Origin of the sequence: Agromyces sp. NPDC052230 (assembly GCF_040679595.1) — a bacterium.
Taxonomy (GTDB): Bacteria; Actinomycetota; Actinomycetes; order Actinomycetales; family Microbacteriaceae; genus Agromyces.
The window spans coordinates 166,693-189,781 of sequence record NZ_JBFAVC010000004.1 but is presented as its reverse complement, the minus strand read 5'-3'; the positions used below and the strand labels follow the sequence as shown (position 1 = coordinate 189,781).

18 protein-coding genes and 1 pseudogene are annotated in these 23,089 nt (G+C 70.2%); 13 read left to right on the top strand and 6 right to left on the bottom strand.

Annotated features, from left to right (window positions below; all coding sequences use genetic code 11):
- Positions 1-105: 105 nt before the first annotated feature.
- Both AB0K73_RS10860 and AB0K73_RS10855 read left to right on the top strand, forming a co-directional pair.
- Complete coding sequence (locus AB0K73_RS10860) at positions 106-1,539, top strand: aldehyde dehydrogenase family protein (RefSeq protein WP_360512691.1); 1,434 nt, start codon at positions 106-108, stop codon at positions 1,537-1,539.
- 203 nt (positions 1,540-1,742) lie between these two features.
- Entirely contained in the window at positions 1,743-3,392 is a 1,650-nt protein-coding gene (locus AB0K73_RS10855) for a thiamine pyrophosphate-binding protein (protein WP_360512693.1), read from the top strand.
- A 105-nt stretch (positions 3,393-3,497) separates the two neighbouring features.
- Here AB0K73_RS10855 and AB0K73_RS10850 read toward each other — a convergent pair whose 3' ends face one another.
- Positions 3,498-4,877 carry an MFS transporter gene (locus AB0K73_RS10850; protein ID WP_360512695.1) on the bottom strand — a complete coding sequence of 460 codons (1,380 nt, stop codon included), beginning with the start codon at positions 4,875-4,877 and terminating at the stop codon, positions 3,498-3,500.
- Positions 4,878-5,037: 160 nt separating this feature from the next.
- Between AB0K73_RS10850 and hpaH the strand changes: the two genes are divergently transcribed.
- The 9 genes and pseudogenes from hpaH (at position 5,038) to AB0K73_RS10805 (ending at position 14,561) form a co-directional block, all read left to right on the top strand.
- The gene (gene hpaH, locus AB0K73_RS10845; protein ID WP_360512697.1) at positions 5,038-5,823 is read left to right on the top strand and encodes a 2-oxo-hept-4-ene-1,7-dioate hydratase; all 786 of its coding nucleotides are present in this window, start codon (positions 5,038-5,040) and stop codon (positions 5,821-5,823) included.
- Positions 5,808-6,659 (top strand): HpcH/HpaI aldolase/citrate lyase family protein, encoded by an 852-nt coding sequence (locus AB0K73_RS10840; RefSeq protein ID WP_360512700.1) that lies wholly within the window; start codon positions 5,808-5,810, stop codon positions 6,657-6,659. Before hpaH ends, AB0K73_RS10840 begins: the two co-directional genes overlap by 16 nt.
- Before the next feature lie 65 nt (positions 6,660-6,724).
- Positions 6,725-8,191: a fumarylacetoacetate hydrolase family protein gene (locus AB0K73_RS10835; protein WP_360512702.1), complete on the top strand. Its 1,467-nt coding sequence runs from the start codon at positions 6,725-6,727 to the stop codon at positions 8,189-8,191.
- Positions 8,188-8,922, top strand: a complete 735-nt coding sequence (locus AB0K73_RS10830) for a GntR family transcriptional regulator (protein ID WP_360512704.1) — start codon at positions 8,188-8,190, stop codon at positions 8,920-8,922. Before AB0K73_RS10835 ends, AB0K73_RS10830 begins: the two co-directional genes overlap by 4 nt.
- 20 nt (positions 8,923-8,942) lie before the next feature.
- Positions 8,943-10,478, top strand: a complete 1,536-nt coding sequence (gene hpaE, locus AB0K73_RS10825; protein WP_360512706.1) for a 5-carboxymethyl-2-hydroxymuconate semialdehyde dehydrogenase — start codon at positions 8,943-8,945, stop codon at positions 10,476-10,478.
- Positions 10,479-10,545: 67 nt separating this feature from the next.
- Positions 10,546-11,712 (top strand): 3,4-dihydroxyphenylacetate 2,3-dioxygenase, encoded by a 1,167-nt coding sequence (gene hpaD / locus AB0K73_RS10820; RefSeq protein ID WP_360512708.1) that lies wholly within the window; start codon positions 10,546-10,548, stop codon positions 11,710-11,712.
- Positions 11,713-11,746: 34 nt separating this feature from the next.
- Positions 11,747-13,024: pseudogene (locus tag AB0K73_RS10815) on the top strand (FAD-dependent oxidoreductase); the annotation flags it as partial.
- 20 nt (positions 13,025-13,044) lie between these two features.
- Entirely contained in the window at positions 13,045-13,899 is an 855-nt protein-coding gene (locus AB0K73_RS10810; RefSeq protein WP_364775222.1) for a glycosyltransferase, read from the top strand.
- Positions 13,900-13,973: 74 nt separating this feature from the next.
- A complete protein-coding gene (locus tag AB0K73_RS10805) occupies positions 13,974-14,561 on the top strand; it encodes a TetR/AcrR family transcriptional regulator (RefSeq protein WP_360512712.1) in 588 nt (195 codons plus the stop codon).
- Between the two features lie 116 nt (positions 14,562-14,677).
- On the opposite strand, the gene AB0K73_RS10800 is transcribed toward AB0K73_RS10805, so the two are convergent.
- A complete protein-coding gene (locus AB0K73_RS10800; RefSeq protein WP_360512714.1) occupies positions 14,678-16,729 on the bottom strand; it encodes a primary-amine oxidase in 2,052 nt (683 codons plus the stop codon).
- A 72-nt stretch (positions 16,730-16,801) separates the two neighbouring features.
- Here AB0K73_RS10800 and AB0K73_RS10795 point away from each other — a divergent pair, with 72 nt between their 5' ends.
- Entirely contained in the window at positions 16,802-17,338 is a 537-nt protein-coding gene (locus AB0K73_RS10795; RefSeq protein WP_360512716.1) for a hypothetical protein, read from the top strand.
- An 18-nt stretch (positions 17,339-17,356) separates the two neighbouring features.
- On the opposite strand, the gene AB0K73_RS10790 is transcribed toward AB0K73_RS10795, so the two are convergent.
- Positions 17,357-18,892, bottom strand: coding sequence for an APC family permease (locus tag AB0K73_RS10790; protein WP_360512718.1), 1,536 nt, complete (start codon positions 18,890-18,892; stop codon positions 17,357-17,359).
- A gap of 217 nt (positions 18,893-19,109) precedes the next feature.
- Here AB0K73_RS10790 and AB0K73_RS10785 point away from each other — a divergent pair, with 217 nt between their 5' ends.
- Positions 19,110-20,078 (top strand): helix-turn-helix domain-containing protein, encoded by a 969-nt coding sequence (locus AB0K73_RS10785; protein ID WP_360512720.1) that lies wholly within the window; start codon positions 19,110-19,112, stop codon positions 20,076-20,078.
- A 17-nt stretch (positions 20,079-20,095) separates the two neighbouring features.
- Here AB0K73_RS10785 and AB0K73_RS10780 read toward each other — a convergent pair whose 3' ends face one another.
- The 3 genes from AB0K73_RS10780 to AB0K73_RS10770 form a co-directional block, all read right to left on the bottom strand.
- Positions 20,096-20,899, bottom strand: coding sequence for an alpha/beta fold hydrolase (locus AB0K73_RS10780; RefSeq protein WP_360512722.1), 804 nt, complete (start codon positions 20,897-20,899; stop codon positions 20,096-20,098).
- A complete protein-coding gene (locus AB0K73_RS10775) occupies positions 20,896-21,501 on the bottom strand; it encodes an isochorismatase family protein (protein ID WP_360512724.1) in 606 nt (201 codons plus the stop codon). The genes AB0K73_RS10780 and AB0K73_RS10775 overlap by 4 nt, the downstream gene beginning before the upstream one ends.
- A gap of 86 nt (positions 21,502-21,587) precedes the next feature.
- Complete coding sequence (locus AB0K73_RS10770) at positions 21,588-23,087, bottom strand: D-alanyl-D-alanine carboxypeptidase (protein ID WP_360512726.1); 1,500 nt, start codon at positions 23,085-23,087, stop codon at positions 21,588-21,590.
- Positions 23,088-23,089 lie beyond the last annotated feature (2 nt).

Genomic DNA, 23,089 nt, shown 5'->3' with positions numbered 1-23,089 from the left:
CGGTGCCGCTTCGTGCGCGGTGGGTCAAGCCCACCGCGCCGACGGGCAAGTGGGCTGTCGCACGGCTGCCTAGCGTTGGAGTCCCAGACTCAACGTGGAGGAGCTATGGACAGCCCAACCCCAGTCCTCGAGGAGACCTACGCGCGTCTTCTCGCCGAGATCACGCCCGACGAAGGCGAACGCCGCGAGATCCTCGACCCGGCGACCGGTGAGGTCGTCGGGCACGCGCCCGTGCACACCGTCGACGACCTGGAGCGTGCCGTCGCGACGGCGAAGGCCGCGCAGCCCGAGTGGGCCGCGCTGGGCCACGAGCGCCGCAGCGAACTCATGATGCAGGCGGCCGACGCCATCGACGCGAACGCCGAGGCGCTCGCCCGGCTCCTCTCCCGCGAGCAGGGCAAGCCGCTCAACGGCCCGAACGCGCGCTTCGAGGTCGGCGGTGCGTCGGGCTGGATGCGAGCGGCAGCCGCGACGCCCCTCGAGGCCGAGGTGGTGTTCGACGACGGGGAGACCCACGCGGAACTCCACTACCGCCCGATCGGCGTCGTCGGCGCGATCGGCCCGTGGAACTGGCCCCAGATGATCACCGTCTGGCAGATCGCCCCGGCGCTGCGCATGGGCAACACCGTGGTGATCAAGCCCTCGGAGTACACGCCGCTCAGCGTCCTCGCGCTCGTCGCCGTGATCAACGAGGTGCTGCCCGAGGGCGTCGTGAACATCGTCTCGGGCGGACGCGACGTGGGCGCCGCCCTGTCGAGCCACCCCGACGTGGGCAAGGTCATGTTCACCGGATCGACGGCGACGGGCAAGGCGATCATCCGCAGCTCCGCCGACACCGTCAAGCGGCTCACCCTCGAACTCGGCGGGAACGACGCCGGCATCGTGCTGCCCGATGTGGATCCGAAGGCGATCGCTGAGAACATCTTCTGGGGCGCGTTCATCAACACCGGGCAGACCTGTGCCGCGCTCAAGCGCCTCTACGTGCACGACGACGTCTACGACGCCGTCTGCGACGCACTCGTCGGGGTTGCGGGCAACGTTCCCATGGGCGTGGGCGTCGACGAGCAGAACGTGCTCGGGCCGCTGCAGAACAAGCAGCAGTTCGACATCGTCGACCGCCTCGTCGAGTCGGCGAAGGCGTCGGGCGCGCGGGTGCTCGTCGGCGGCGAGCCCGACCGCGACCAGCCCGGCTACTTCTACCCGACCACGCTGGTCGCCGACGTCGACAACGACAATCCCCTCGTGGCCGAGGAGCAGTTCGGTCCGGCGCTGCCGATCATCCGCTACCACGACCTCGAGGAGGCCATCGCCATGGCCAACGGCCTCGAGGTCGGTCTCGGGGCATCCGTCTGGTCGAGCGACCGCGACCGCGCACGCGAGATCGCCGCGCGCATCGAGGCGGGCACGGTGTGGATCAACTCGCACGGCGGGGTGCACCCGATGGTGCCGTTCGGCGGCGCGAAGCAGTCGGGCTACGGCCTGGAATTCGGCGTCGAGGGGCTGAAGGCGCTCGGCGTGCCGCAGGTCGTCAACGGCTGACGGGGTGAGCGCTGACGGCGGCCGGGACGGGTCGTGGTCCCGGCCCGGCCGCCGTCGCCGTGCCACACGAGCCGGTAGACTCATCGTGTCCAGGCGCCACGGGCGCCGGTGCTCGAAAAATGGGCACGAAGCCGAGCCGCCACGAGCGGCTCGAGCGAGACACACACGGATCCACTCTCCGTCACCGTCTCGAAGGACTTCGCATGGCCTCGGTCTCCGCGCACGTCGCGCACGCCCTCTCCGCCCGCATCGACCACGTCTTCGGCGTCATGGGCAACGGCAACGCCGCGCTCCTCGATGCCCTCGACCGCACGCCGACCCACTACACCGCGCTCCGGCACGAGGCCGGCGGCGTGGTGGCCGCCGACGCGCACTACCGCGCCTCGGGCCGCATCGCCGCGGCGACGGCGACCTATGGCGCGGGCTTCACGAACACCCTGACCGCACTCGCCGAGTCGGCCCAGGCCCGCGTCCCGGTCGTGCTCGTCGTCGGCGATGCGCCGACCACCGGCGCACGCGCGTGGGACGTCGACCAGGCGGCCATGGCGGCGGCCATGGGCGTGCCGACGCTGACGGTGGACCGAGCGGATGCCGCGGCCACGACCCTGCGCGCGATCGAGCACGCGCTCGCCCACCGCACCGCCGTCGTGCTCGCGATTCCGTACGACCTCGCCACGGCCGACGCCGGTGACCTCCCCCCGATGTCCGAGCTTCCAGCGGTCGTGCTGCCGGCCCCGCTCGAACCCGACGCGGCCCGCCTCGACATGGCGGCCGAGCTGCTCGCCGGCGCCCGCCGGCCGTTCCTCCTCGCCGGCCGCGGCGCGTGGCTGGCGGGGGCGGGCGACGCGCTCGGCCGGCTCGCCGAGCTCACGGGCGCGGTCACCGCGTCGACCGCGCTCGCGCGAGGCGTCTTCCCCGATCAGCGTTTCGACCTCGGGGTCACGGGCGGGTTCGGCCAGGAGGACGCGATGGCGCTCGTGCACGAGGCCGATGTGGCGGTCGTCTTCGGCGCCGGGCTCAACCAGTTCACGATGCGATTCGGGCAGCTGTTCGCGCCCGGCACCCGGGTCATGCAGGTCGACCTCGTCGCCGAGGCGACGAACCCCGTCGTCACGGAGTTCGTTCCGGGCGACGTGCGGCTCGCGGCAACCGGGATCGCCGACCGACTGCAGCGAGCGGGCACGACGCCGAGCGGATGGCGCGAATCGGTCGACTTCGCCCCGCTGCGCCGGCTCCACCCGGGCGACGACGTCGCTCCCGACGGTCGCCTCGACCCGCGCCGGGTCGCCGCGCGGCTCGGTGAGCTCCTGCCCGAGGACCGCGTCGTCGTGTCGGACGGCGGGCACTTCATCGGCTGGGCGAACATGTACTGGCCGGTGGCGTCGCCCGACCGCATGCTCATGGTGGGCACGGCGTTCCAGTCGATCGGGCTCGGGCTGCCGAGCGTGCCGGGCGCAGCAGCGGCGAAGCCCGACGCCGCCATCGTGCTGACCACCGGCGACGGCGGCGGCCTGATGGCCCTCGCCGACCTCGAGAGCGCCGTGCGAACGGCGGGCGGCCGCGGCATCGCCGTCGTGTGGAACGACGCCGCCTACGGCGCCGAGGTGAACCTCTACGGACTGAAGGGCTACGCCGAGGCGCCCATGCTCATTCCCGAGGCGGACTTCGCGGCCCTCGCCGCGGCCGTCGGCGCCGAGGGCGTCGTGGTGCGCGAGCTCGCCGACCTCGAACGACTCGCATCCTGGTCGTCCGAGCCGGTCGCCGAGCGCCGGTTCCTGCTGCTCGACTGCCGCATCTCGGGTCGGGTCATCGCGCCGTACCAGCACGAGGTGATCGCGGTCAACAGCCGCTGAGCGCCGACGCCCTCCGGGCGTCAGCGGCCGCGGGCACGACGACGGGGGCGGATGCCGCGCGCTCGCGACATCCGCCCCCGTCGTTCAGGTCGGCAGGACCCCCGACTACTTCTGCCAGACGAAGTGCTTCGCGGACTGCTCCTGCTCGTGGTCGGGACCGAGCGGGATGCCCGTGCGGTCGCGGAGCAGCAGGGTCGCGGCGAAGGCGATCACCATGACGCCCGCGATGTAGAACGCCACCGACGTCGCGGTGCCCGTGGACTGCACGAGCCACGCGGCGATGGTCGGTGCGAACGCGCCACCGAGGATGGCGCCGATCGCGTAGGTGATCGACACGCCCGAGTAGCGGATGGAGGCCGGGAACAGCTCGGTGAAGTACGCCGCCTGCTGGCCGTACGTGAACCCGTTGCCGATCGCGAAGAGCGAGACGCCGAGGAAGAGCAGCCACGGGTTGCCCGTGGTCGCGAGCGGGAACAGCAGGAACACGGTCGCAAGGAACGCGATCCAGCCGATGATGTAGGTGTTGCGGCGTCCGATACGGTCGGAGACGACGCCGGCCGCGAAGGTGCAGATCAGCCAGATGACGGATGCACCGGCCACGGCGAGCAGCACGGGGGTACGCTCCATGCCCACCAGGCCGCCCTCTTCGATGGGCATCGTCGCGTAGTTCTGCAGATAGCCACCCGTGGTCATGTAGCCGGCGGCGTTGTTGCCCGCGAAGGTCAGCGCCGCGAGCACGACGAGCAGCCAGTGCTTGCGGAACAGCGTGAAGATCGGGGTCTTCGCCTTCTCCTTCTTGGCGGCGATCTCCTTGAAGACCGGGCTCTCGTCGACCGCGCGGCGCACGATGATGCCGACGATGATGAGCACGAAGCTGAGCAGGAACGGAATGCGCCAGCCCCACTCGAGGAACGCGTCGCCGGGCGAGATGACCCCGGTCATGAGCGCCAGGATGCCCGAGGCGAGCAGGAGGCCGATCGGCACGCCGATCTGCGGGAACGCGCCGTAGCGGCCGCGCTTGCCGTCGGGTGCGTGCTCGACGGCCATGAGCACGGCGCCGCCCCACTCACCGCCGGTCGAGAGGCCCTGGAGGATGCGCAGCAGTACCAGCAGCACTGGTGCCGCCATGCCGATCTGCTCGTAGGTCGGCAGGGCGCCGATGAGCGTCGTGGCCGCACCCATGAGGATCAGGGTGACGACCAGCATCGCCTTGCGGCCGATCTTGTCGCCGAAGTGCCCGGCGAGGAACGCGCCGAGCGGGCGGAACAGGAAGCTCACGCCGACCGTGGCGAACGCCAGGATCGTCGCGAACTGCGGCCCTGCCGGCGCGAAGAAGAGCGCGCCGAAGACGAGGCCGGCGGCGCTCGCGTACAGGAAGAAGTCGTACCACTCGATGGTGGTGCCGATCACGGTGGCGAAGGCGACGCGGCGGAGCTCGCGTTGCCTGGCCTGGCTGGGTGGTGCGGTGGTGGACGCCGTCGTCATGGCGCGTCGACTCCTCTGTCGTGTCGCTGGGTGTGGGAGTTCCCGACCGGGATCCGGACGAGGTTCCGAGCTATCATATATGATTTCAAATACCAAGTGTGACACCCGGATCGAATACGATCAGAGGCGTCCCTCCTCGACAACGAAGTGGAGCCCCGGCTTGCTCGACCCAGCACGTATCGCCGCCATCGCCGACGAGCTCGTCGCCGCCGACCGCGATCGATCCACCGTCCCCCTCCTCACTGCTCGGAATCCCGACATGACGGTCGAGGACGCCTACGCCGTGCAGCAGCTCTGGGCCGAGCGCGGCATCGCCGCCGGCCGACGCCTCGTCGGCCGCAAGATCGGCCTCACCTCGAAGGTCATGCAGGTGGCCACGGGCATCACCGAGCCCGACTACGGCGTCATCTTCGACGACATGGTGTTCGAATCGGGTGCGAGCGTCGAGTTCGACCGGTTCTCGAACGTGCGCATCGAGGTGGAGCTCGCGTTCGTGCTCGCCACGCCGCTGCGCGGCCCCGACACGACGATCTTCGACGTGCTGGATGCCACGGCCTACGTCGTGCCGGCACTCGAGATCCTGAACTCGCACATCGAGATGGACGGGCGCACGATCGTCGACACCATCTCCGACAACGCCGCGATGGGCGCCATGGTCGTCGGCGGCAACCCCGTGAAGGCCGACGCCGTCGACCTTCGCTGGATCTCCGCGCTGCTCTACCGCAACCAGACGATCGAGGAGTCGGGCGTGGCGGCGGCCGTCCTCGGCCACCCGGCCATGGGGGTCGCGTGGCTCGCGAACAAGCTCGCGCAGCACGGGCAGTCGCTCGGTGCGGGCGAGATCATCCTCGCCGGGTCGTTCACCCGCCCGATGTGGGTGGAGCGGGGCGACACGGTGCACGCCGACTACGGACAGCTGGGAGCCATCACATGCCGATTCGAATGACGCTTCCGCCGACGTTCGCCGAACGGCTCGCGGCATCCGACCGACCGCTCGCCGGCATGTGGGTGTGCTCCGGCAGCCCGCTCATCGCCGAGATCGCCGCGGGCAGCGGCCTCGACTGGCTGCTCATCGACGGCGAGCACTCCCCCAACTCGCTCGAGTCGATCCTCGCCCAGCTGCAGGCCGTCGCCGCTTACCCGGCCACGTCGCTCGTGCGTCCGCCGTACGGCGACGTCGTGACGATCAAGCAGTACCTCGACCTCGGCGTGCAGAACCTGCTCGTGCCCATGGTCGACTCGGCCGCGCACGCCGCCGAGATGGTGCGCGCGGTGCGCTACCCGCCGGCCGGCGTGCGCGGCGTGGGCAGTGCGCTCGCCCGCGCGTCGCGCTGGAACCGGGTGCCCGAGTACCTGGCGGATGCCGCGAGCACGATCTCCCTCACGGTGCAGATCGAGTCCGCCGCCGCGGTCGAGCACGTCGAGGAGATCCTCGCGGTCGACGGCGTCGACGCGATCTTCGTCGGCCCGTCCGACCTCGCCGCCTCGATGGGCCTGCTCGGGCAGCAGGAGCACCCCGACGTGGTCGCCGCGGCCGAACGCTGCATCCAGGCGGCCGTCGCGGCAGGCAAGCCCGCCGGAGTCAACGCGTTCGCGCCCGCGGTCGCCGACCGCTACCTCGACGCCGGCGCCTCCTTCGTGCTCGTGGGCGCGGATGTCGCGATGCTCGCGCGTGCCTCGGAGGCGCTCGCCGATCGCTTCATCACGGAGCGCTCCGGCGGTGCAGCGGGCTCGGAAGGCTCCGCGCGCGAGGACGCCACGGCGCCGCGCGCGAGCTATTGAATCCGGCGCTTCCGCAGCGCCGCAAGATCGTATATCATTTCAGATACAACGAGACGAGGACGTCAATGAGCCCCACCGACGAGATCGCCACCCCCGGCAAGATCATCGCCGTGCACCTCAACTACCGGTCACGCGCGGCGCAACGCGGCCGCACGCCCGCCGCACCGAGCTACTTCCTGAAACCGGCGTCCTCGGTCGCGGCATCCGACAGCACGCTCGAACGCCCCACCGGCACCGAACTGCTCGCCTTCGAGGGCGAGATCGCGCTCATCATCGGCGAGCCCGCCCGCCGCGTCTCCCCTGAGGACGGCTGGAAGCACGTGGCATCCGTCACCGCGGCGAACGACTTCGGCCTCTACGACCTGCGGGCCGCCGACAAGGGGTCGAACGTGCGCTCCAAGGGCGGCGACGGGTTCACGCCCCTCGGACCCCTGGCCATCTCCGCGACATCCGTCGACCCGGCCGGCCTGCGAGTGCGCACGTGGGTGAACGGCTCCCTCGTGCAGGACGACACCAGCGACACGCTCCTCTTCCCGTTCGGCCAGCTCATCGCCGACCTCTCGCAGCTCATGACCCTCGAGACCGGCGACATCATCCTCACCGGCACGCCCGCCGGGTCGTCGGTCGTCGTGCCCGGCGACGTCGTCGAGGTCGAGGTCGACGCACCGGATGCCCCGGGCGCGCCGTCCACCGGACGACTCATCACCACCATCACCGAGGGCACGGTACCGTTCGGCGACTTCGGCACGAAGCCCGCGGTCGACGACCTGCAGCGTGAGGAGGCCTGGGGTTCTCGCGAAGCCGCCGGCCTGCCGCCGCAGGACGCCGCGTTCGAGCTCACCGACGAACTCCGTCGGCGGTTCGCCGACGTGGCCGTCGCGACCCTGTCGGTCGCGCTGCGCAAACGCGGTTACCACGACATCTTCATTGAAGGCGTCTCGGCGAACCACGAGGGCGACCGCATCGTCGGCCGCGCCAGGACGCTCCGTTTCATCCCCTTCCGCCCCGACCTCTTCACGGCCCACGGCGGCGACTTCAACGCGCAGAAGCGCGCGTTCGATTCCGTCGAGCCCGGCGAGGTACTCGTGGTCGAGGCCCGCGGCGAGCGCGGCACCGGCACGGTCGGCGACGTGCTCGCCCTGCGCGCGCAGGTGCGCGGCGCCGCCGGGATCGTGACCGACGGCGGCGTGCGCGACTACGACGCCGTGCACGGCTTCGAGATCCCCGTGTTCTCGCAGGGCGCCCACCCGTCGGTGCTCGGCCGCCGGCACGTGCCGTGGGAGACCGACGTGACGATCGCGTGCGGCGGGGCCGCGGTGCAGCCCGGCGACGTCATCGTGGGCGACGGCGACGGTGTGATCGTCATCCCGCCCGCGCTCGTCGAGGAGGTGCTGGCCGAGGCCGAGATCCAGGACCGCGAGGACGCATGGGTCGCCGCGCAGGTCGCGGCCGGGGCATCCGTCGACGGGCTGTTCCCCATGAACGCCGAATGGCGCGCCCGGTACGAGGCGGCTCAGGGGTCGACCTCATGACCTCGGCAAGCAAGTCGCAGCAGGCCTACGAGTACCTGCGCGCCCGCATCGACGACGGCCGATTCGTGCCGGGGTACCGGCTCGTGCTCGGCCAGATCGCGCGCGAACTCGACGTCTCGGTCGTTCCCGTGCGCGAGGCGATCCGCCGGCTCGAGGCCGAGGGCTACGTCACGTTCGAGCGCAACGTGGGCGCGCAGGTGGCGCTCATCCAGGAGACCGAGTACCTGCACACCATGCAGACGCTCTCCATCGTCGAGGGCGCGGCGACGTCGCTCTCGGCGCCCTTCCTCACCGCCGAGCAACTGCAGGACGCCCGGCGGATCAACGAGCGGATGCGGCGCGTGCTCGACGACTTCGACCCGCACCGCTTCACCGCGCTGAACATCGAGTTCCACGCGGCGCTCTACGAGGCGTGCCCGAATCCGCACATCCTCGACCTCGTGCACCGCGGCTGGAACCGTCTGAACCTCCTGCGCGACACGTCGTTCAGCTTCGTGCCCGGACGCGCAGCCGAGTCGGTCGCCGAGCACGAGCACATCCTCGAGCTCATCGAGGCGGGCGCCGAGCCGCTCGAGATCGAGCTCACCGCCCGTGCGCACCGCACCGCGACCCTCGACGCCGTGCTCGCCTTCACCGCCGAGCACAAGCACCCCACCGCCGCGGCCCCGGCCGCTCCGGCCGCACCCCCGTCACCGGTCGCCGAGCGCCAGCTCGCCTCCACCACCGACTGACCCAACGAACGAGGAACACCATGACGCATCACATCCCCGAGGGCCTGCCCGACCGCATCCGCCACTACATCGACGGCGAGTTCGTCGACTCGGTCGGCGGCGAGACGTTCGACGTACTCGACCCGGTCTCGAACGAGACCTACGTGCAGGCTGCGGCCGGCCAGAAGGCCGACATCGATCGCGCCGTCGCCGCGGCCACCCGCGCGTTCCGCGAGGGCCCGTGGCCCCGGATGCTGCCGCGCGAGCGCTCGCGGGTGCTGCACCGGATCGCCGACCTCGTCGAGTCGCGCGACGCGCAGCTCGCCGAGCTCGAGTCGTTCGACTCGGGACTGCCCATCACGCAGGCGCTCGGCCAGGCCCGTCGCGCCGCCGAGAACTTCCGGTTCTTCGCCGACCTGATCGTCGCGCAGGCCGACGACACCTACAAGGTGCCCGGTCGCCAGATCAACTACGTGAACCGCAAGCCGATCGGCGTCGCCGGACTCATCACGCCGTGGAACACGCCGTTCATGCTCGAGTCGTGGAAGCTCGGACCCGCCCTCGCCACCGGCAACACCGTGGTCCTGAAGCCCGCCGAATTCACGCCGCTGTCGGCGTCGTTGTGGGCGGGCATCTTCGAGGAGGCCGGCCTGCCGAAGGGCGTGTTCAACCTCGTCAACGGCCTCGGCGAGGAGGCGGGCGACGCGCTGGTGAAGCATCCGGACGTCCCGCTCATCTCCTTCACCGGCGAGAGCCGCACGGGGCAGATCATCTTCGGCAACGCCGCGCCGTTCCTCAAGGGCCTCTCGATGGAGCTCGGCGGCAAGAGCCCGGCGGTCGTCTTCGCCGACGCCGACCTCGACGCGGCCGTCGATGCCACCATCTTCGGCGTGTTCTCGTTGAACGGCGAGCGCTGCACCGCGGGCAGCCGCATCCTCGTCGAGCGGGCGATCTACGACGAGTTCGTCGAGAAGTACGCCGCGCAGGCCAAGCGCGTCATCGTGGGCGACCCGCACGACCCGAAGACCGAGGTCGGCGCGCTCGTGCACCCCGAGCACTACGAGAAGGTCATGAGCTACGTCGAGATCGGCAAGAGCGAGGGCCGCCTCGTCGCCGGCGGCGGCCGCCCCGACGGCTTCCCGACGGGCAACTACGTCGCCCCGACGGTGTTCGCGGATGTCCCGAAGGACGCCCGCATCTTCCAGGAGGAGATCTTCGGCCCGGTCGTCGCGATCACGCCGTTCGACTCCGACGAGGAGGCGCTCGAGCTCGCGAACGGCGTGAAGTACGGCCTCGCCGCCTACATCTGGACCAACGACCTCAAGCGTGCGCACAACTTCTCGCAGGCGGTCGAGGCGGGCATGGTGTGGCTGAACTCGAACAACGTCCGCGACCTGCGCACTCCCTTCGGCGGCGTGAAGGCCTCGGGCCTCGGCCACGAGGGCGGCTACCGCTCGATCGACTTCTACACCGACCAGCAGGCCGTGCACATCACCCTCGGCGCCGTGCACAACCCCACGTTCGGCAAGCAGGACCCCCACGAGGCGACCGACCTCGAGGATCCCGACCCGCGCTGAGCCCTCCGACAGGCTCGGGAACCGACATCCACTTCACTCGAAACCGATACCAGGCAAGGACGCTGACATGACCGCCAAGGAAGACAAGACCCTCACCTCCTCGGGCTTCTACGTTTCGCAGGAGGCCCCGATCCACACCGACAACCCCATCCCGACGCCGTCGGCGCCCGCCCCCGACATCCTGCGCTGCGCGTACATGGAGCTCGTCGTCACCGACCTCGCACGCTCACGCGAGTTCTACGTGGACGTGCTCGGGCTCACCGTGACCGAGGAGGACGAGAACACCGTCTACCTCCGCTCGCTCGAGGAGTTCATCCACCACAACCTCGTGCTGCGCAAGGGTCCGGTGGCCGCGGTCGCCGCATTCTCGTACCGTGTTCGCACCCCTGAGGACCTTGACAAGGCCGTCGCCTTCTACGAGGAACTCGGATGCCGCGTCGAGCGCCGCGCCGAGGGCTTCACCACGGGCATCGGCGAATCGGTGCGCGTCGAGGACCCGCTGGGCTTCCCGTACGAGTTCTTCCACGACGTCGAGCACGTCGAGCGCCTCGCCTGGCGCTACGACCTCTACACCCCCGGTGCGCTCGTGCGGCTCGACCACTTCAACCAGGTCACCCCTGACGTGCCGCGCGCCACGAAGTTCATGCAGGACCTCGGGTTCCGCGTCACGGAGGACATCCAGGACGAGGAGGGCACCGTCTACGCCGCGTGGATGCGTCGCAAGCCGACCGTGCACGACACCGCTATGACCGGTGGTGACGGGCCCCGCATGCATCACGTCGCGTTCTCGACGCACGAGAAGCACAACATCCTCGCGATCTGCGACAAGCTCGGCGCGCTGCGCCAGAGCGACCGCATCGAGCGCGGCCCCGGGCGCCACGGCGTCTCGAACGCGTTCTACCTCTACCTGCGCGACCCCGACGGCCACCGCGTCGAGATCTACACGCAGGACTACTACACGGGCGACCCCGACAACCCCGTGGTCACCTGGGACGTGCACGACAACCAGCGCCGTGACTGGTGGGGCAACCCGGTCGTGCCGTCGTGGTACACCGAGGCCTCGCTCGTGCTCGACCTCGACGGCAACCCCAAGGAGGTCGTCGCCCGCACCGACGCCAGCGAGATGGCCGTGACCATCGGCGCCGACGGGTTCTCGTACACCCGGCCCGAGCAGGGCGAGGAGTCCATGCCCGAGTGGAAGCAGGGCGAGTACAAGCTCGGCCACCAGCTCTGACCCTCGATCGGGAGGTGCACACCGCGCCTCCCGACCGCCGGCGGCAGGCTACAGTGCTGACCATGCCGACCGTCACGCTCGACACCGACGCCACCATGATCACGTCATGAGGAGACGCCGGGTCGCCGTCCTCGGGGCGGGCATCATGGGCAGTTCCGTGGCGATCGAGCTCGCGCGCCGCGGGTGCGACGTGACGCTGATCGACCAGGAGCCGGCGCCGATGGCCGCCACGAGCCGCTGGAACGAGGGCAAGATCCACCTCGGCTACCTGTACGGCGGCGACCCCACCCTCGCGACGGCGCGGCACATCCTCCCCGGCAGCCTGCGGTTCGCCGAGCGGGCACGGGAGCTGATCGGCGACGACCTCGACGGTCACACGACCACCACCGATGACGTCTACCTGATCCACCGCGACTCGGTGGCCTCCCCCGCGCAGCTGCGCGAACGGTTCGCTGCCATCAGCGAGCTGATCCGGGAGCATCCGGATGCCTCCCGCTACCTCGTGGATGTCTCCGATGCACGGGCGACGGAACTCGGGTCGGACGAGTTGCATGCCGTCTCGGGAATGGACATCGTGACCGGCTTCCGGGTGCCCGAGCGCTCGGTCGACACCCGGTGGTTCGCAGGCCGATTGGCCGGTGCCGCGGCATCCGAGCCGGGTGTCGAGCTCAGGATGAGCACGCGGGTGACGGCGGCCGAACCGGTGGAGGCGGTCGACGGACGGTGGCAGGTGCGCGGTGCCGACGGCTACGAGGAGCGTTTCGACCTCGTGGTGAACGCGCTGTGGGGCGGCAGGCTCCCCGTCGACGTCGCCGCGGGCCTCACGCCCGAGCCGCCGTGGACCCATCGCTATCGGTTGTGCGTGTTCATCCGCACCCGCCGCGAGCTCGACGTGCCGAGCGCGATCGTCGCGACCGGGCCGTTCGGCGACGTCAAGAACTACAACGGCCGCGACTTCTACCTGTCCTGGTACCCCGTCGGCCTGCGCGCCGAAGGCGCGGGACTCGAGTTGGAGGCGCCGCCGATGCCGAGCGGCGCCGATGCCGACGCGTTCGTGGAGCGCGTGCGAGCGGCACTGCAACGCGTGATGCCGTGGACCGCAGGGGTGTTCGACGACGCGGAGTCCACCATCGTGCACGGCGGGTTCGTCTTCGCGCGCGGCGCCGGGGCGCTCGACGACCCGGCTTCGGGGCTGCACCGCCGCGACCGCTACGGCGTGGCGCGACGGGGCAGCTACCTCTCGATCGACACCGGCAAGTACTCGACGGCCCCGTGGCTCGCCCGGTCGCTCGCCGACGAGATCGCCGGGTGAGCGCCGGAGGGCGGAGGACCATGGAAGCCGGCGAATCACCCCCCCTCGTGACGGCTTTGGTGCCGACCTACAACGGCTCCCGTTTCATCCAGCGCACGCTCGACAGCCTCGCCGCCCAGACCTGGCCGAACCTCGAGATCCTCATCGGCGACGACCGCTCCACCGATGACACCCTCGATGTCGTGCGCCGCTTCGCCGAGCATCACCCGAACGTGCGCATCGTCGAACGAGAATCCAATCTCGGGTGGCTCCGCAACTCGAACGACCTGATGGCGCGCGCCCGCGGCGAGCTGATGTTCTTCGCGTTCCACGACGACGTCGTCGCACCCACCTACGTCGAGCGACTGGCGGAGGCCCTCCGCACCAACGAGCGCGCCGTGCTCGCGTTCAGCGACATGAACGTATACGAGGTCGACGGTCCGGGCCGCCTGCACGTGTTCGACGAGCTCGAGGGACTCCGGTCGAGCGTCGAGCGAGGCCGCGTGATGGTTCGGCGACCCGGCAACTGGTGGGTGCCCAATCGCGGTCTCTTCCGGTCGTCGGCCTTCGCGACGGTGGGCGGCATCCATCCGAACGAACAGGGCGAGTACTCGGCCGACTGGACCTGGCTCCTCGGTCTCTCCCTCATCGGCGAGTTCGTGCGCGTGCCAGAGATGCTCTGCGAGAAGTACTACACGAGGGGGAGCCTCTCCAAGCGGTGGCCGCACGACGAGACGCAGTTGCTGGCGCTCCGCAAGTCGGGTATCGCCGAGATCAGGCGGAGCAGTCTCGGCCCCATCGCGAAGACCCGCCTGACGGGCCACCTCTGGCGGCGCGTGTACGGGCGGCGACTGCCCGGTTGGGTGAAGCGCGTCTTGCGCCGCCTCGGGCTCTGAAGCGCGGGGGCAGGACGGCCCCGCCCGCCCGCGTATCGTGGAGGTCGACACCGCCCCGACCGCTTGAGGAGACCATGCCGAAGATCGTCGATCACGACGAGCGTCGCCTCTCGATCGTGCACGCGACCTGGCGACTGATCGCCGCCAAGGGGTTCCGTGCGACCACGATGCGCGAGATCGCCAAGGCGTCGGGGGTCGCGAACGGCGGCCTGTTCCCGTACTTCCGCAATAAGGAAGAGCTCATCGGGGCGACGTTCGAGCACGTCTTCACCGCGACGAACGAGCGCTTCGCCGCCGTGCGGGCCGACCTTGAAGGGCTTCCTGCCCTCCGTGAGCTCATGCTGCAGATCTTCCCGCTCGACGAGGAGCGCGTGCTCGAGGCTCGCATCGTCATTCCGTTCTGGGAATATGCCGCGAACGAGCCCGAGCTGAGAACCCTCCACGAGCGCACGATGCTGAGCTGGCACACCGAGTTCACCGCGCACCTCGACGACGCGAAGCGGCTCGGCGAGATCCGCGGGGACGTCGACGTCGCGCGAGCCGCCGACCAGCTCATGGCCATGCTCAACGGCGTCCAGGTCGTCGCGGTGCTCTCCCCCGAGGGCGCGTCGCCGAAGCGACTCACGGCGATGCTCGACGACTACTTCGCCCTGCTGCGCTGAACACGTACGAGGGCGGGTGCCGCGCCTGAGACATCCGGTAGTGCAGGGGAATGGGCGCCATCCCGCCCTGAGAGCGAGGATGGCGCCCATTCTCCTGCACGAGCTGAGGCTCAGTGTCAGTGCCCGTGGCCCGAGCACGTGCAGGCGCCGGGCGCGCAGTGGCACCCGCCGTCGCGGCGTGAGGCATCCGTGTGGCAGGCCATGCCGAGCGACTCCGACGATGGCACGTTGAGGGTGGGGTTGCGCCCGAAGAAGCCGTACGGCTTCAGCGTGAACTTCGCATAGTCGACGGGCATCACGGGCCAGTCCTCGACGCGGGGGAAGTGGGTAGGCCCGAACGTGTGCCAGAGCACGATGTCCTCGCCGTCGATCGAGCGGTCGGCCTCGGTGTAGCGGGGCAGCCCGTCGCCGCCGGGGTTCTGGTTCACGAGGTCGCCGGCCGGGTACCGCTCGGCCTGGTCGTAGCGGGTCACCCAGAGGTGCTTGCGCGTGAAGCCCGCGCGCTTCGCGATCACCGACTCGGGGTCGGCCATGAGGGTCGGCGTGCCCTGCGCGAGGAGCTCGTACGCCACGGGCTGGCCGAGGCGGTTCTGCTTCTCGGTGTTCACGATGTGCCACGCGCGACCGACGTTGAGGTCGGCGTCGCGGGCGCCCTCGGACTCGGTGCGGAGCCGCGTGCGCTGCTTCGTGAACGCGTTGCCGTACTCGTTGCCCTCGCCCATCGGCAGGCGCACCGCGTCGACCTCGTCGACCGCGTTGGCGACGCCGTCGACCATCATGTCGAGGCGGGCGCTGAAGAGGTGCTGGTGATAGGGGGCACCGAGGCCGGGCGCGACCTCGCTGGCGTAGTCGCCGGCCTCGGGGTTGTAGGCCGAGGTGAACAGCACGCCAGTGAGCTTCGCCTCGCACTCGATGGTGCCGTCGAGGTAGAGGTACCAGTAGAAGCCGTAGTCGTAGTTGCCGACGGTCGTGAAGAAGCTGATCACGAGGCGCCGCTGGCGTCGCACCTCGTTCGAGCCCGTGTAGATGTCGGTGTGCTTCCAGAGGGTGCCGTAGTCCTCCTCGTGCATGCAGATCGCGTTCGGGATGACGCGCGGGTTGCCGAGCTCGTCGGCGAGGGTCGCGTCGAAGTATCGGATCTCGCCGAGGCAGTCGCAGCCGAGCACGAGCGAATTGGCGTAGCGCCCGTAGACGTACTCGCCCGTGTCGAAGTAGTTCTGCCAGAAGCGGGCGGGCGAGGGGTCGCCGTAGGGTACGACCATCTCGGCGATCGAGGCCCGGTAGATGATGTCGCGCTCGGCACCGCCCTGGTCGGCGTCGACGTAGCGGAGGCGTCGCAGCACGAGTCCCTCGCGGGCGTCGAACGCGATCGAGAACCGCCAGTTCGCCCATGACACCTCGTCGCCCTCGACCGTGAAGCTCGGGCCCTCGGGCTGCGTGATGGTGATCGGCTTCAGCGTGTCGAGGGGTGCGCCCTGCACCTCTGGGTCGTTGAAGTTGCCGCCCTCGGCCGGGATGTCGAAGACCTGCTCGTCGACGAGCTTGAACATGCGTCCTTCGATCATGTCGACGTACGCGCAGAGGCCGTCGACGGGGTGCGCCCAGCAGTGGTCCTGCGCGAACTGCTGCATGAAGGCGAGCACCCGGATGACGCGGCGGCCGCGTTCCTCCTCGAAGCCGTAGTTGCCCGCCGAGAGCGGCGCGAGCGCGACCTGGTCGTGGGTGATGCCGCGCTTCGCGAGCGCCGCGTGCCACTCTTCCTCACGGCCGAGCATGTCGTAGATCGCCTCGAACTCGAGGTCGAGGATGGGCGCCTGCCCGTTGGCGCCGTCGATGGCGTCGGCGCGCACGACCTCACGTGAGGTCAGCGAGACGCGCACGTCGCGCGAGACGCCCGTGCCCTGGTCGAGGAGGATCGCCCGCACCGCGCGCGGCAGTTCCACGCCTGCCAGCACGTCGGCCTTGGCCGGCTCGTCGACCCCCACGTAGACGAAGCGGGTGGTCTCGGTCACATGGCCGGCCGCCGCGAGGATCTCGCGTGCGGCGGTGATCTCGTCGGCCGTGAGGCCTCGCAGTGGGTCGGCGCTCACGGTCGGTGAAGCGGATGCCGCGGCCGCGGCATCGTGGCCGTGCGCGTGCGTCTCGTCCTGGGCAGACAACGTCGTCATGCTGAGCTCCTCGTTTTTCTCTACAGTTGTTGAGTAATATAGCCCGCGATCTCACGACACGGAAGTCTGGACATGGGCGAACTCGCACACGGCACGATGCTCGTCGGCGCGCTCGCCGGAACCGCGTGCACGATGGCGGGTCTCCGCGGCCGCCAGGCACTCGACCTCGCCGCCGCGGCCGTCATGCTCGCGGCCATGCTCGACATGGGGTTCATCGGATTCCTCCCCTCCCTCGTGTGGGCGATGCTGCTGCTCGTGACCGGCCTCGCGCTCGGCGCCCGACTGCGCGTGCTCCGCGGGGACGCCGGCCGCGGCATCCGCGACCACCGCGCGTCGCGCGAGCTGCACCGCGCGCTGGCCTTCATCGTGGGCGCGTGGGCGTTCGCCGGATCCGCCGTGCCCGGCGCAGCGGCATCCGCCCACCATGGCACCGCCGACGGTCTCGCGTTCGGCGCTGCGGTCGTCGCGATGACGGTGTTCGGCGGATGGCTCGCCATCAGCCACCTGCGCCGGGGACACGGCAACCGGCTCCACGCCGCCGAGGCGGCGAGCACGACCGTCATGCTCGCCGCCATGGCATTGCCGGCGCTGTTGCCGGCGCTCGGCTGAACGAACGGGGCCGGCCGATCAGATCCCGCGGCGCTGCGGCTCGACCTCGACGACGGCCGCCTCGGCCTCCTCGATGCCGTGGCCGATGCGCTCGTACAGCTCGGGGTTGCGCTTGCGGATCGCGAATCCCCAGATCACGCCGAGGATGCCGGGCACGATGAGCAGGGCCGGAAGCACGAAGGTCACGGCGGTGGTCTCAGCCTGTCCGAGGAGCACGTTGAAGTTCAGCACGATGAGCACGAAGACCGTGAACAGCACGACGGCCGAGATGCCCGGCGCGATGAGCGTCGGCCAGGCCCCGAGGCCCCGACGGTCGCGGCGGAAGAACCCGATGACCGCGATGGCGATGATGCACATGAGCAGCACGAGGCCCATCGCGCCCGTGTTCGTGAGCCACGTGAACATGGTCAGCACCGGATAGAGGAACTCGACCGGGGCGAAGTCGTTCTTGAGGCCCATCACCTCGCCCGCGATGACGAAGCCGATGGTGACGACGACCGCGATGACGCTCTGCGTCACCGAACCGGCCCACGGCGCCCGCGAGACGGTACGCACCGACCCCAATCTGCGGTGCAGCACGCCCTCGCGACCGAGCGAGAAGAGGTAGCGCGCCACCGCGTTGTGGAACGACTGCAGCGCGGCGAAGAGGCTCGTGAGGAACAGCACCTGCATGAGGTCGCTGACGATCACGGGTGCGTGCTCGTTCATGAATACGAACATGAGGTCGGGGCCGTAGGCCTGCGACGCCTCGACGATCTGCGAGGGTCCGACGCCGACGGTGAACGCCCATGCGCTGAAGGCGTAGAAGACGCCGATGATGGCGACGGCCGCGAAGGTGGCCCGGGCGACCGTGCGCTTCGGGTCCTTGGACTCCTCGCCGTAGATGGCGGCGGACTCGAAGCCCATGAACGCCGCGATCCCGAAGGACAGCACCGCGCCGATTCCCGGCACGAAGAAGTTGGCGGGATCGACGCCCGCCGTGCTCACGCCCTCGGGCGCCGCGATGAACGAGACGATGTCGAACACGATGACCGCGAGGAACTCGAGGGCCACGAGGGTGCCGAGCACCTTCGCCGAGAGGTCGACGCGGTTCACGCCGAGGACGCCGACGAGCACGATGCAGGCGAGGATCCACACCCACCACGGGGTCACGAGTCCGAACTTCGCCTCGAGGAACATCGACAACTGGAAGCCGAAGAGCCCGTAGATGCCGACCTGCATGGCGTTGTACGCGACCAGGGCGACGAGCGAGGCGCCGACGCCGAACGGTCGGCCGATGCCCTGCGCGATGTAGGCGTAGAAGGCGCCGGCGTTGGTGACGTAACGGCTCATCGCCGCGTAGCCCACCGCGAACACGGCGAGTGCGGCGGCGAGCACGATGAATCCGACCGGTACGCCGATGACTCCGGTCACGGCGAAGGTGGTGGTGACACCGCCGGCGACGACGGTGAGCGGTGCGGATGCCGCGATGATCATGAGGGTGACGGATGGCACGCCCAATCGGCGGTGGCTGAGCTCACCGGTTGCGGGCGACGTCGTCGGCGCTGAGGTCATGGCAGGGGGTCCCTTTGTCTCGACGGGGCGAGCCACAGCGGCGTCGCCCGATTCGGCCCATGTTCGTCGAACGGCCGCTCCGCGGATTGACCCAGAGCGTACGTCAGTTGACCGCGACTGCAGGACTCGACTGTCATTCTTCTCACAACAAGCGTAGAGTTTCCCTCACGCGCGACGGCAACGGTGCTGTCGTGCCCGTGAGAGACGAGGTATCCCCGTGCCCCAGGTCCTCCGAAGGTCCGCCCCCGACATCGACACCGCCGCGCTTCCGCTCGACTTCGCGCAGTTCAGCACGCTCGTGTCGCAGTCGTTCGTGCCGCTGCGCGTGCAGTCCGACCGTCCCGAGCCGTTCCGCGGCGACATCCGGGCGGCGGGCACCGACGACGTGCACCTCTCGGTCGTCACCGCCGACGCGCACGAGATCCAGCGCACCCCCGAGCTCGTCGCCCGAAAGGAGAATCGATGCTTCAAGCTCGGGCTGCAGCTGTCGGGCACCGGGCTGCTCATCCAGGGCAACCGCGAGGCGGTGCTCCGCCCCGGCGACCTCACCATCTACGACACGAACTCGCCCTATTCGCTCGTCTTCGAGGAGCGCTTCAGCACCGTCGTGCTGATGGTGCCGCACCGGCTCGTCGAGCTGCCCACCGACGCGCTCTGCGGCATGACCGCCACCACCGTGCCCGGCATGCACGGCCTCGGCCGCGTCGTCGCGCGCTTCCTGGGCGACCTCGCCGAAGAGCTCGGCCAGCTCGAGGGCCCGGTCGGCGGCCGGCTCGCCCGCAACGCCGTCGACCTCGTGACCACCCTGTACGCCCAGGAGCTCGACGTCACGCGCGACGCCGACAAGCCGCACCGCCCGATGCTCCGACGCGTGCAGGCCTACATCGACGACCACCTCCCGTCGCCCGAGCTCAGCCCGTCGAACATCGCCGCCGCGCACTTCATCTCGACCCGGCACCTGCACGCCATCTTCCACGAGGAGGGGCTCACGGTCTCGAGCTGGATCCGCGCCCGGCGCCTCGACCGTTGCCGCCGGGAGCTCAGCGACCAGCTGTCGGCGCACCGCCCCGTGGGTCAGGTCGCCATGCGGTGGGGATTCACGGATGCCGCGCACTTCAGCCGTGCGTTCCGCGCCGAGTTCGGCGAGCCGCCGACGGCCGTGCGCGCCCGCGCGATCGCCGCCTAGTCTGCGCGGTCGCTGCCTCAGTCCTCGTCGGGCACCGACGTGTCGACGGCCAGGAAGTCGATTGCCGCCTGCTTGAACGCGCGCGACGTGAGCGTCGACACGTGATCGCGACCGGGGATCGTGACGAGGTCGCTGTCCCACTCGAGCGCGAGCTCCTGCACGCCCACGGGCACGGGGTCCTGTTCGCCGACGACGAAGAGCGTGGGGATGCTTCCCGGAATCGACAGCGGTGCGCCCCGCACACCCTCGACGCAGGCGAGCATGGCCTCGCGGTCGACGCCGGCGGCGATCGCCGGACGCAGCACCTGCTCGAGATGCGGGTTGCTCGACGGCTCGTCGCGGAGCAGCACCCCGCGGGCCTCCTCGAGATCCCACGTGGCGAACCACTCCCGCGGCCCCGCGCCGCCGATCACGACGCGCCGGACGCGCTCGGGCGCCAGTTCGGTCAGGCCCGAGATGACGCGGTTGCCCATGGAGTAGCCGATCAGGTCGGCGCGTGCCGCACCCGCCGAGTCGAGCACCGCGACGAGGTCTGCGCCCTGTCGCTCCGGCGTGTACGCGTCGGCGTCGGTCGGCTTGTCGCTCTCGCCATGGCCGCGGAGATCGACCGTGATGACCGTGCGATGCGCTTCCAGCAGTGCTCGCACCCAGCCCGTGCCCTCCCAGGTGTTGCCTGAGTTCGAGGCGAATCCATGCACGAGCAGCACGGGCGGCAGCGAGGCATCCGAGTCGCCGTCATCGTGGACCCGGTAGGCGATGAGCACGCCGTCTGACGACTCCGCGTGGAGCGTTGGGGCCGACGAAGCCGCGGCCCCGATCACGCCTCGTGCTCCGTGCGGGCGCCGGACTCGGTGATGATCGCGCCGGCGTGCCCGACCTCGGCGAGCGCCGTCTCGGACGACTCGGGCGCGACACCGGCGATGAGGTCGGTGAACACGCGCACGTGCTGCCCGTGCTCGAGCGCGTCGAGCACACTCGCCCGCACGCAGTAGTCGGTCGCGATGCCGACGACGTCGACGTCGGTGATGCCGCGTGAGGTGAGCAGTTCGCTCACCGTGGACCCCGAGTCATCCGTGCCCTCGAAGATCGAATAGGCGGGCACGCCCTGCCCCTTGCGCACGTGCACGTCGACGAGGCTCGTGTCGAGCGCAGGATGGTACTCGGCACCCTCGGTGCCCTCGACGCAATGCGGCGGCCAGGAGTTCACGAAGTCGGGCTCCGCGTCGCCCACCGCGAAGTGACCGCCGTTGTCGTTCTCGCCCGAATGCCAGTCGCGGGATGCCACCACCACGCTGTAGTCGTCACGGTGCCCACCGAGGTACTCGGTCACCCCGGCGGCCACGGCCGCTCCCCCGTCGACGCCGAGCGCACCTCCCTCGGTGAAGTCGTTCTGCACGTCGATGATGAACAGCGCCCGGGTCATGGTGTGCTCCTTCGCTCGTCGTTCCTTCGTCGGTCACGCGGTCGCGTGCCGTCGTGCTCCCATTCTTCCAGCCCGCGCGAACGCGGTCACTGGTTGGAGAGGTTGTCGCCGCAGAGGAAGAACCCGGTGGTGAGCGTGTCGATGGCCTGCTTGGCGTCGTCGGAGACGTCGCCGAGGGCGTAGATCGCGAAGGTGAGCGTGGCGCCGTCCTGCGAGCGGATGACGCCCGAGAGCGTGTAGCCCGTCTCGATCCAGCCGGTCTTCGCCGAGACCGCCCCGTCGGCGACCGCGTTGTCGCCGGCGAAGCGATCGCTGTACGAGAGCGACCCTCGCTGTCCGGACACCGGCAGGCCGTCCATGATGACGCCGAGGTGGCTCTCGCGTGCGTTGATCTTCACGAACAGGCGGGTGAGGTACGACGGCGGCACGGCGTTGTCATCGCTCAGGCCCGACCCGTCGACGACGTTGATCCCGGTCGTGTCGAGGCCGTACGCCGCGAGGCCCTGCAGCACGCCCTGGTTGATCGCGCCGAACGTGTTGCCTGCGCCGGTCTCGATCGCGACCAGGCGCGCGAGCATCTCGGCGACGGAGTTGTCGGAGACGACGAGCGCCTTGTCGACGAGTTGGGCGGCCGTCGGCGAGAACACCTGGCCGAGCTGCGCCGCACCTTCGGGCGCCGTGCCCCGTTCGATCACCGAGATGCCGCCGAGTTCGCCGGCGAACGCGTCGCCCGCCCGACCGATCGGGTCGGCACTGCGCCACGACGTCTCATCGCCGGGATCGTCGCGATCGCCGTCGACCTGCAGCGCGGTGATGTTCGACATGTAGCCGAACTCGCGCTCGACGAGGTCCCAGCTCGGCTGCCACTCGTCGCCGCCGAAGAAGCTCGCGTCGAGTACGAGCTTCGTGAGCGGCGGGTTCGCCGGATCGGCCTCCCACGCCTCGCGCACCTGTGCCGCGAGCTCGTCGAGGTGCGCGGCACCCGGGTACACCGTCTCGGTGCCGCTCGGAGTGCGGCTCAGGGTGACGTCGCCGCCGCCCACGAGCACGACCGAGCCTGGTTCAGAGCCCTTCACGACGGTTGTGGCCGCGCGGTACTCGGGTCCGAGCACCTGGAGCGCGGCCGCCGACGTGAGGACCTTCATGACACTGGCGGTGCGCGACGGAGTGGTGCCACCGCGGTCGTAGAGCACCTCGCCCGTGGCGGCGTTCATGACCTGCGCCTGCAGGTTCGCGAGGCGCCCGTCGGCCGCGCGGTCGGCGACCGAGCAGGTGCGGATGCGGCTCGGTGCCACGGCGGCGGCCGGTGCGGGCCTCGCCGGCTCAGCGGTCGGAGTCGGGGTCTGCGTCGAGGTGGCCGCGACGCGCGCCTCGGCGGGAGCGTTCACCGCTGCTCCGGCAGCGAGCGCGCCGGTGCCGAGCAGGGCGACGGCTAGGGCGCCGCCGGTGGCCGCGACCGCGACGCGGTGCTTCCGTGCGAAGGCGGCCACGGATGCTCCGAACCCGCCCTTCGCGGGCGCATTCGCCCCCTGCTCGGGGTCGCCGGGCGTCGTGGGCGAGCCCGCGGCATCCGTCTCATCGATCACCC

Excerpts from the sequence above, each read along its gene's own strand:
- AB0K73_RS10860 (WP_360512691.1), top strand. The coding sequence starts at position 106 with ATGGACAGCCCAACCCCAGTCCTCGAGGAGACCTACGCGCGTCTTCTC.
- AB0K73_RS10855 (WP_360512693.1), top strand. The coding sequence starts at position 1,743 with ATGGCCTCGGTCTCCGCGCACGTCGCGCACGCCCTCTCCGCCCGCATC.
- AB0K73_RS10850 (WP_360512695.1), bottom strand. The coding sequence starts at position 4,877 with ATGACGACGGCGTCCACCACCGCACCACCCAGCCAGGCCAGGCAACGC.
- AB0K73_RS10840 (WP_360512700.1), top strand. The coding sequence starts at position 5,808 with ATGCCGATTCGAATGACGCTTCCGCCGACGTTCGCCGAACGGCTCGCG.
- AB0K73_RS10835 (WP_360512702.1), top strand. The coding sequence starts at position 6,725 with ATGAGCCCCACCGACGAGATCGCCACCCCCGGCAAGATCATCGCCGTG.
- AB0K73_RS10830 (WP_360512704.1), top strand. The coding sequence starts at position 8,188 with ATGACCTCGGCAAGCAAGTCGCAGCAGGCCTACGAGTACCTGCGCGCC.
- hpaE (WP_360512706.1), top strand. The coding sequence starts at position 8,943 with ATGACGCATCACATCCCCGAGGGCCTGCCCGACCGCATCCGCCACTAC.
- hpaD (WP_360512708.1), top strand. The coding sequence starts at position 10,546 with ATGACCGCCAAGGAAGACAAGACCCTCACCTCCTCGGGCTTCTACGTT.
- AB0K73_RS10810 (WP_364775222.1), top strand. The coding sequence starts at position 13,045 with ATGGAAGCCGGCGAATCACCCCCCCTCGTGACGGCTTTGGTGCCGACC.
- AB0K73_RS10805 (WP_360512712.1), top strand. The coding sequence starts at position 13,974 with ATGCCGAAGATCGTCGATCACGACGAGCGTCGCCTCTCGATCGTGCAC.
- AB0K73_RS10800 (WP_360512714.1), bottom strand. The coding sequence starts at position 16,729 with ATGACGACGTTGTCTGCCCAGGACGAGACGCACGCGCACGGCCACGAT.
- AB0K73_RS10795 (WP_360512716.1), top strand. The coding sequence starts at position 16,802 with ATGGGCGAACTCGCACACGGCACGATGCTCGTCGGCGCGCTCGCCGGA.
- AB0K73_RS10790 (WP_360512718.1), bottom strand. The coding sequence starts at position 18,892 with ATGACCTCAGCGCCGACGACGTCGCCCGCAACCGGTGAGCTCAGCCAC.
- AB0K73_RS10775 (WP_360512724.1), bottom strand. The coding sequence starts at position 21,501 with ATGACCCGGGCGCTGTTCATCATCGACGTGCAGAACGACTTCACCGAG.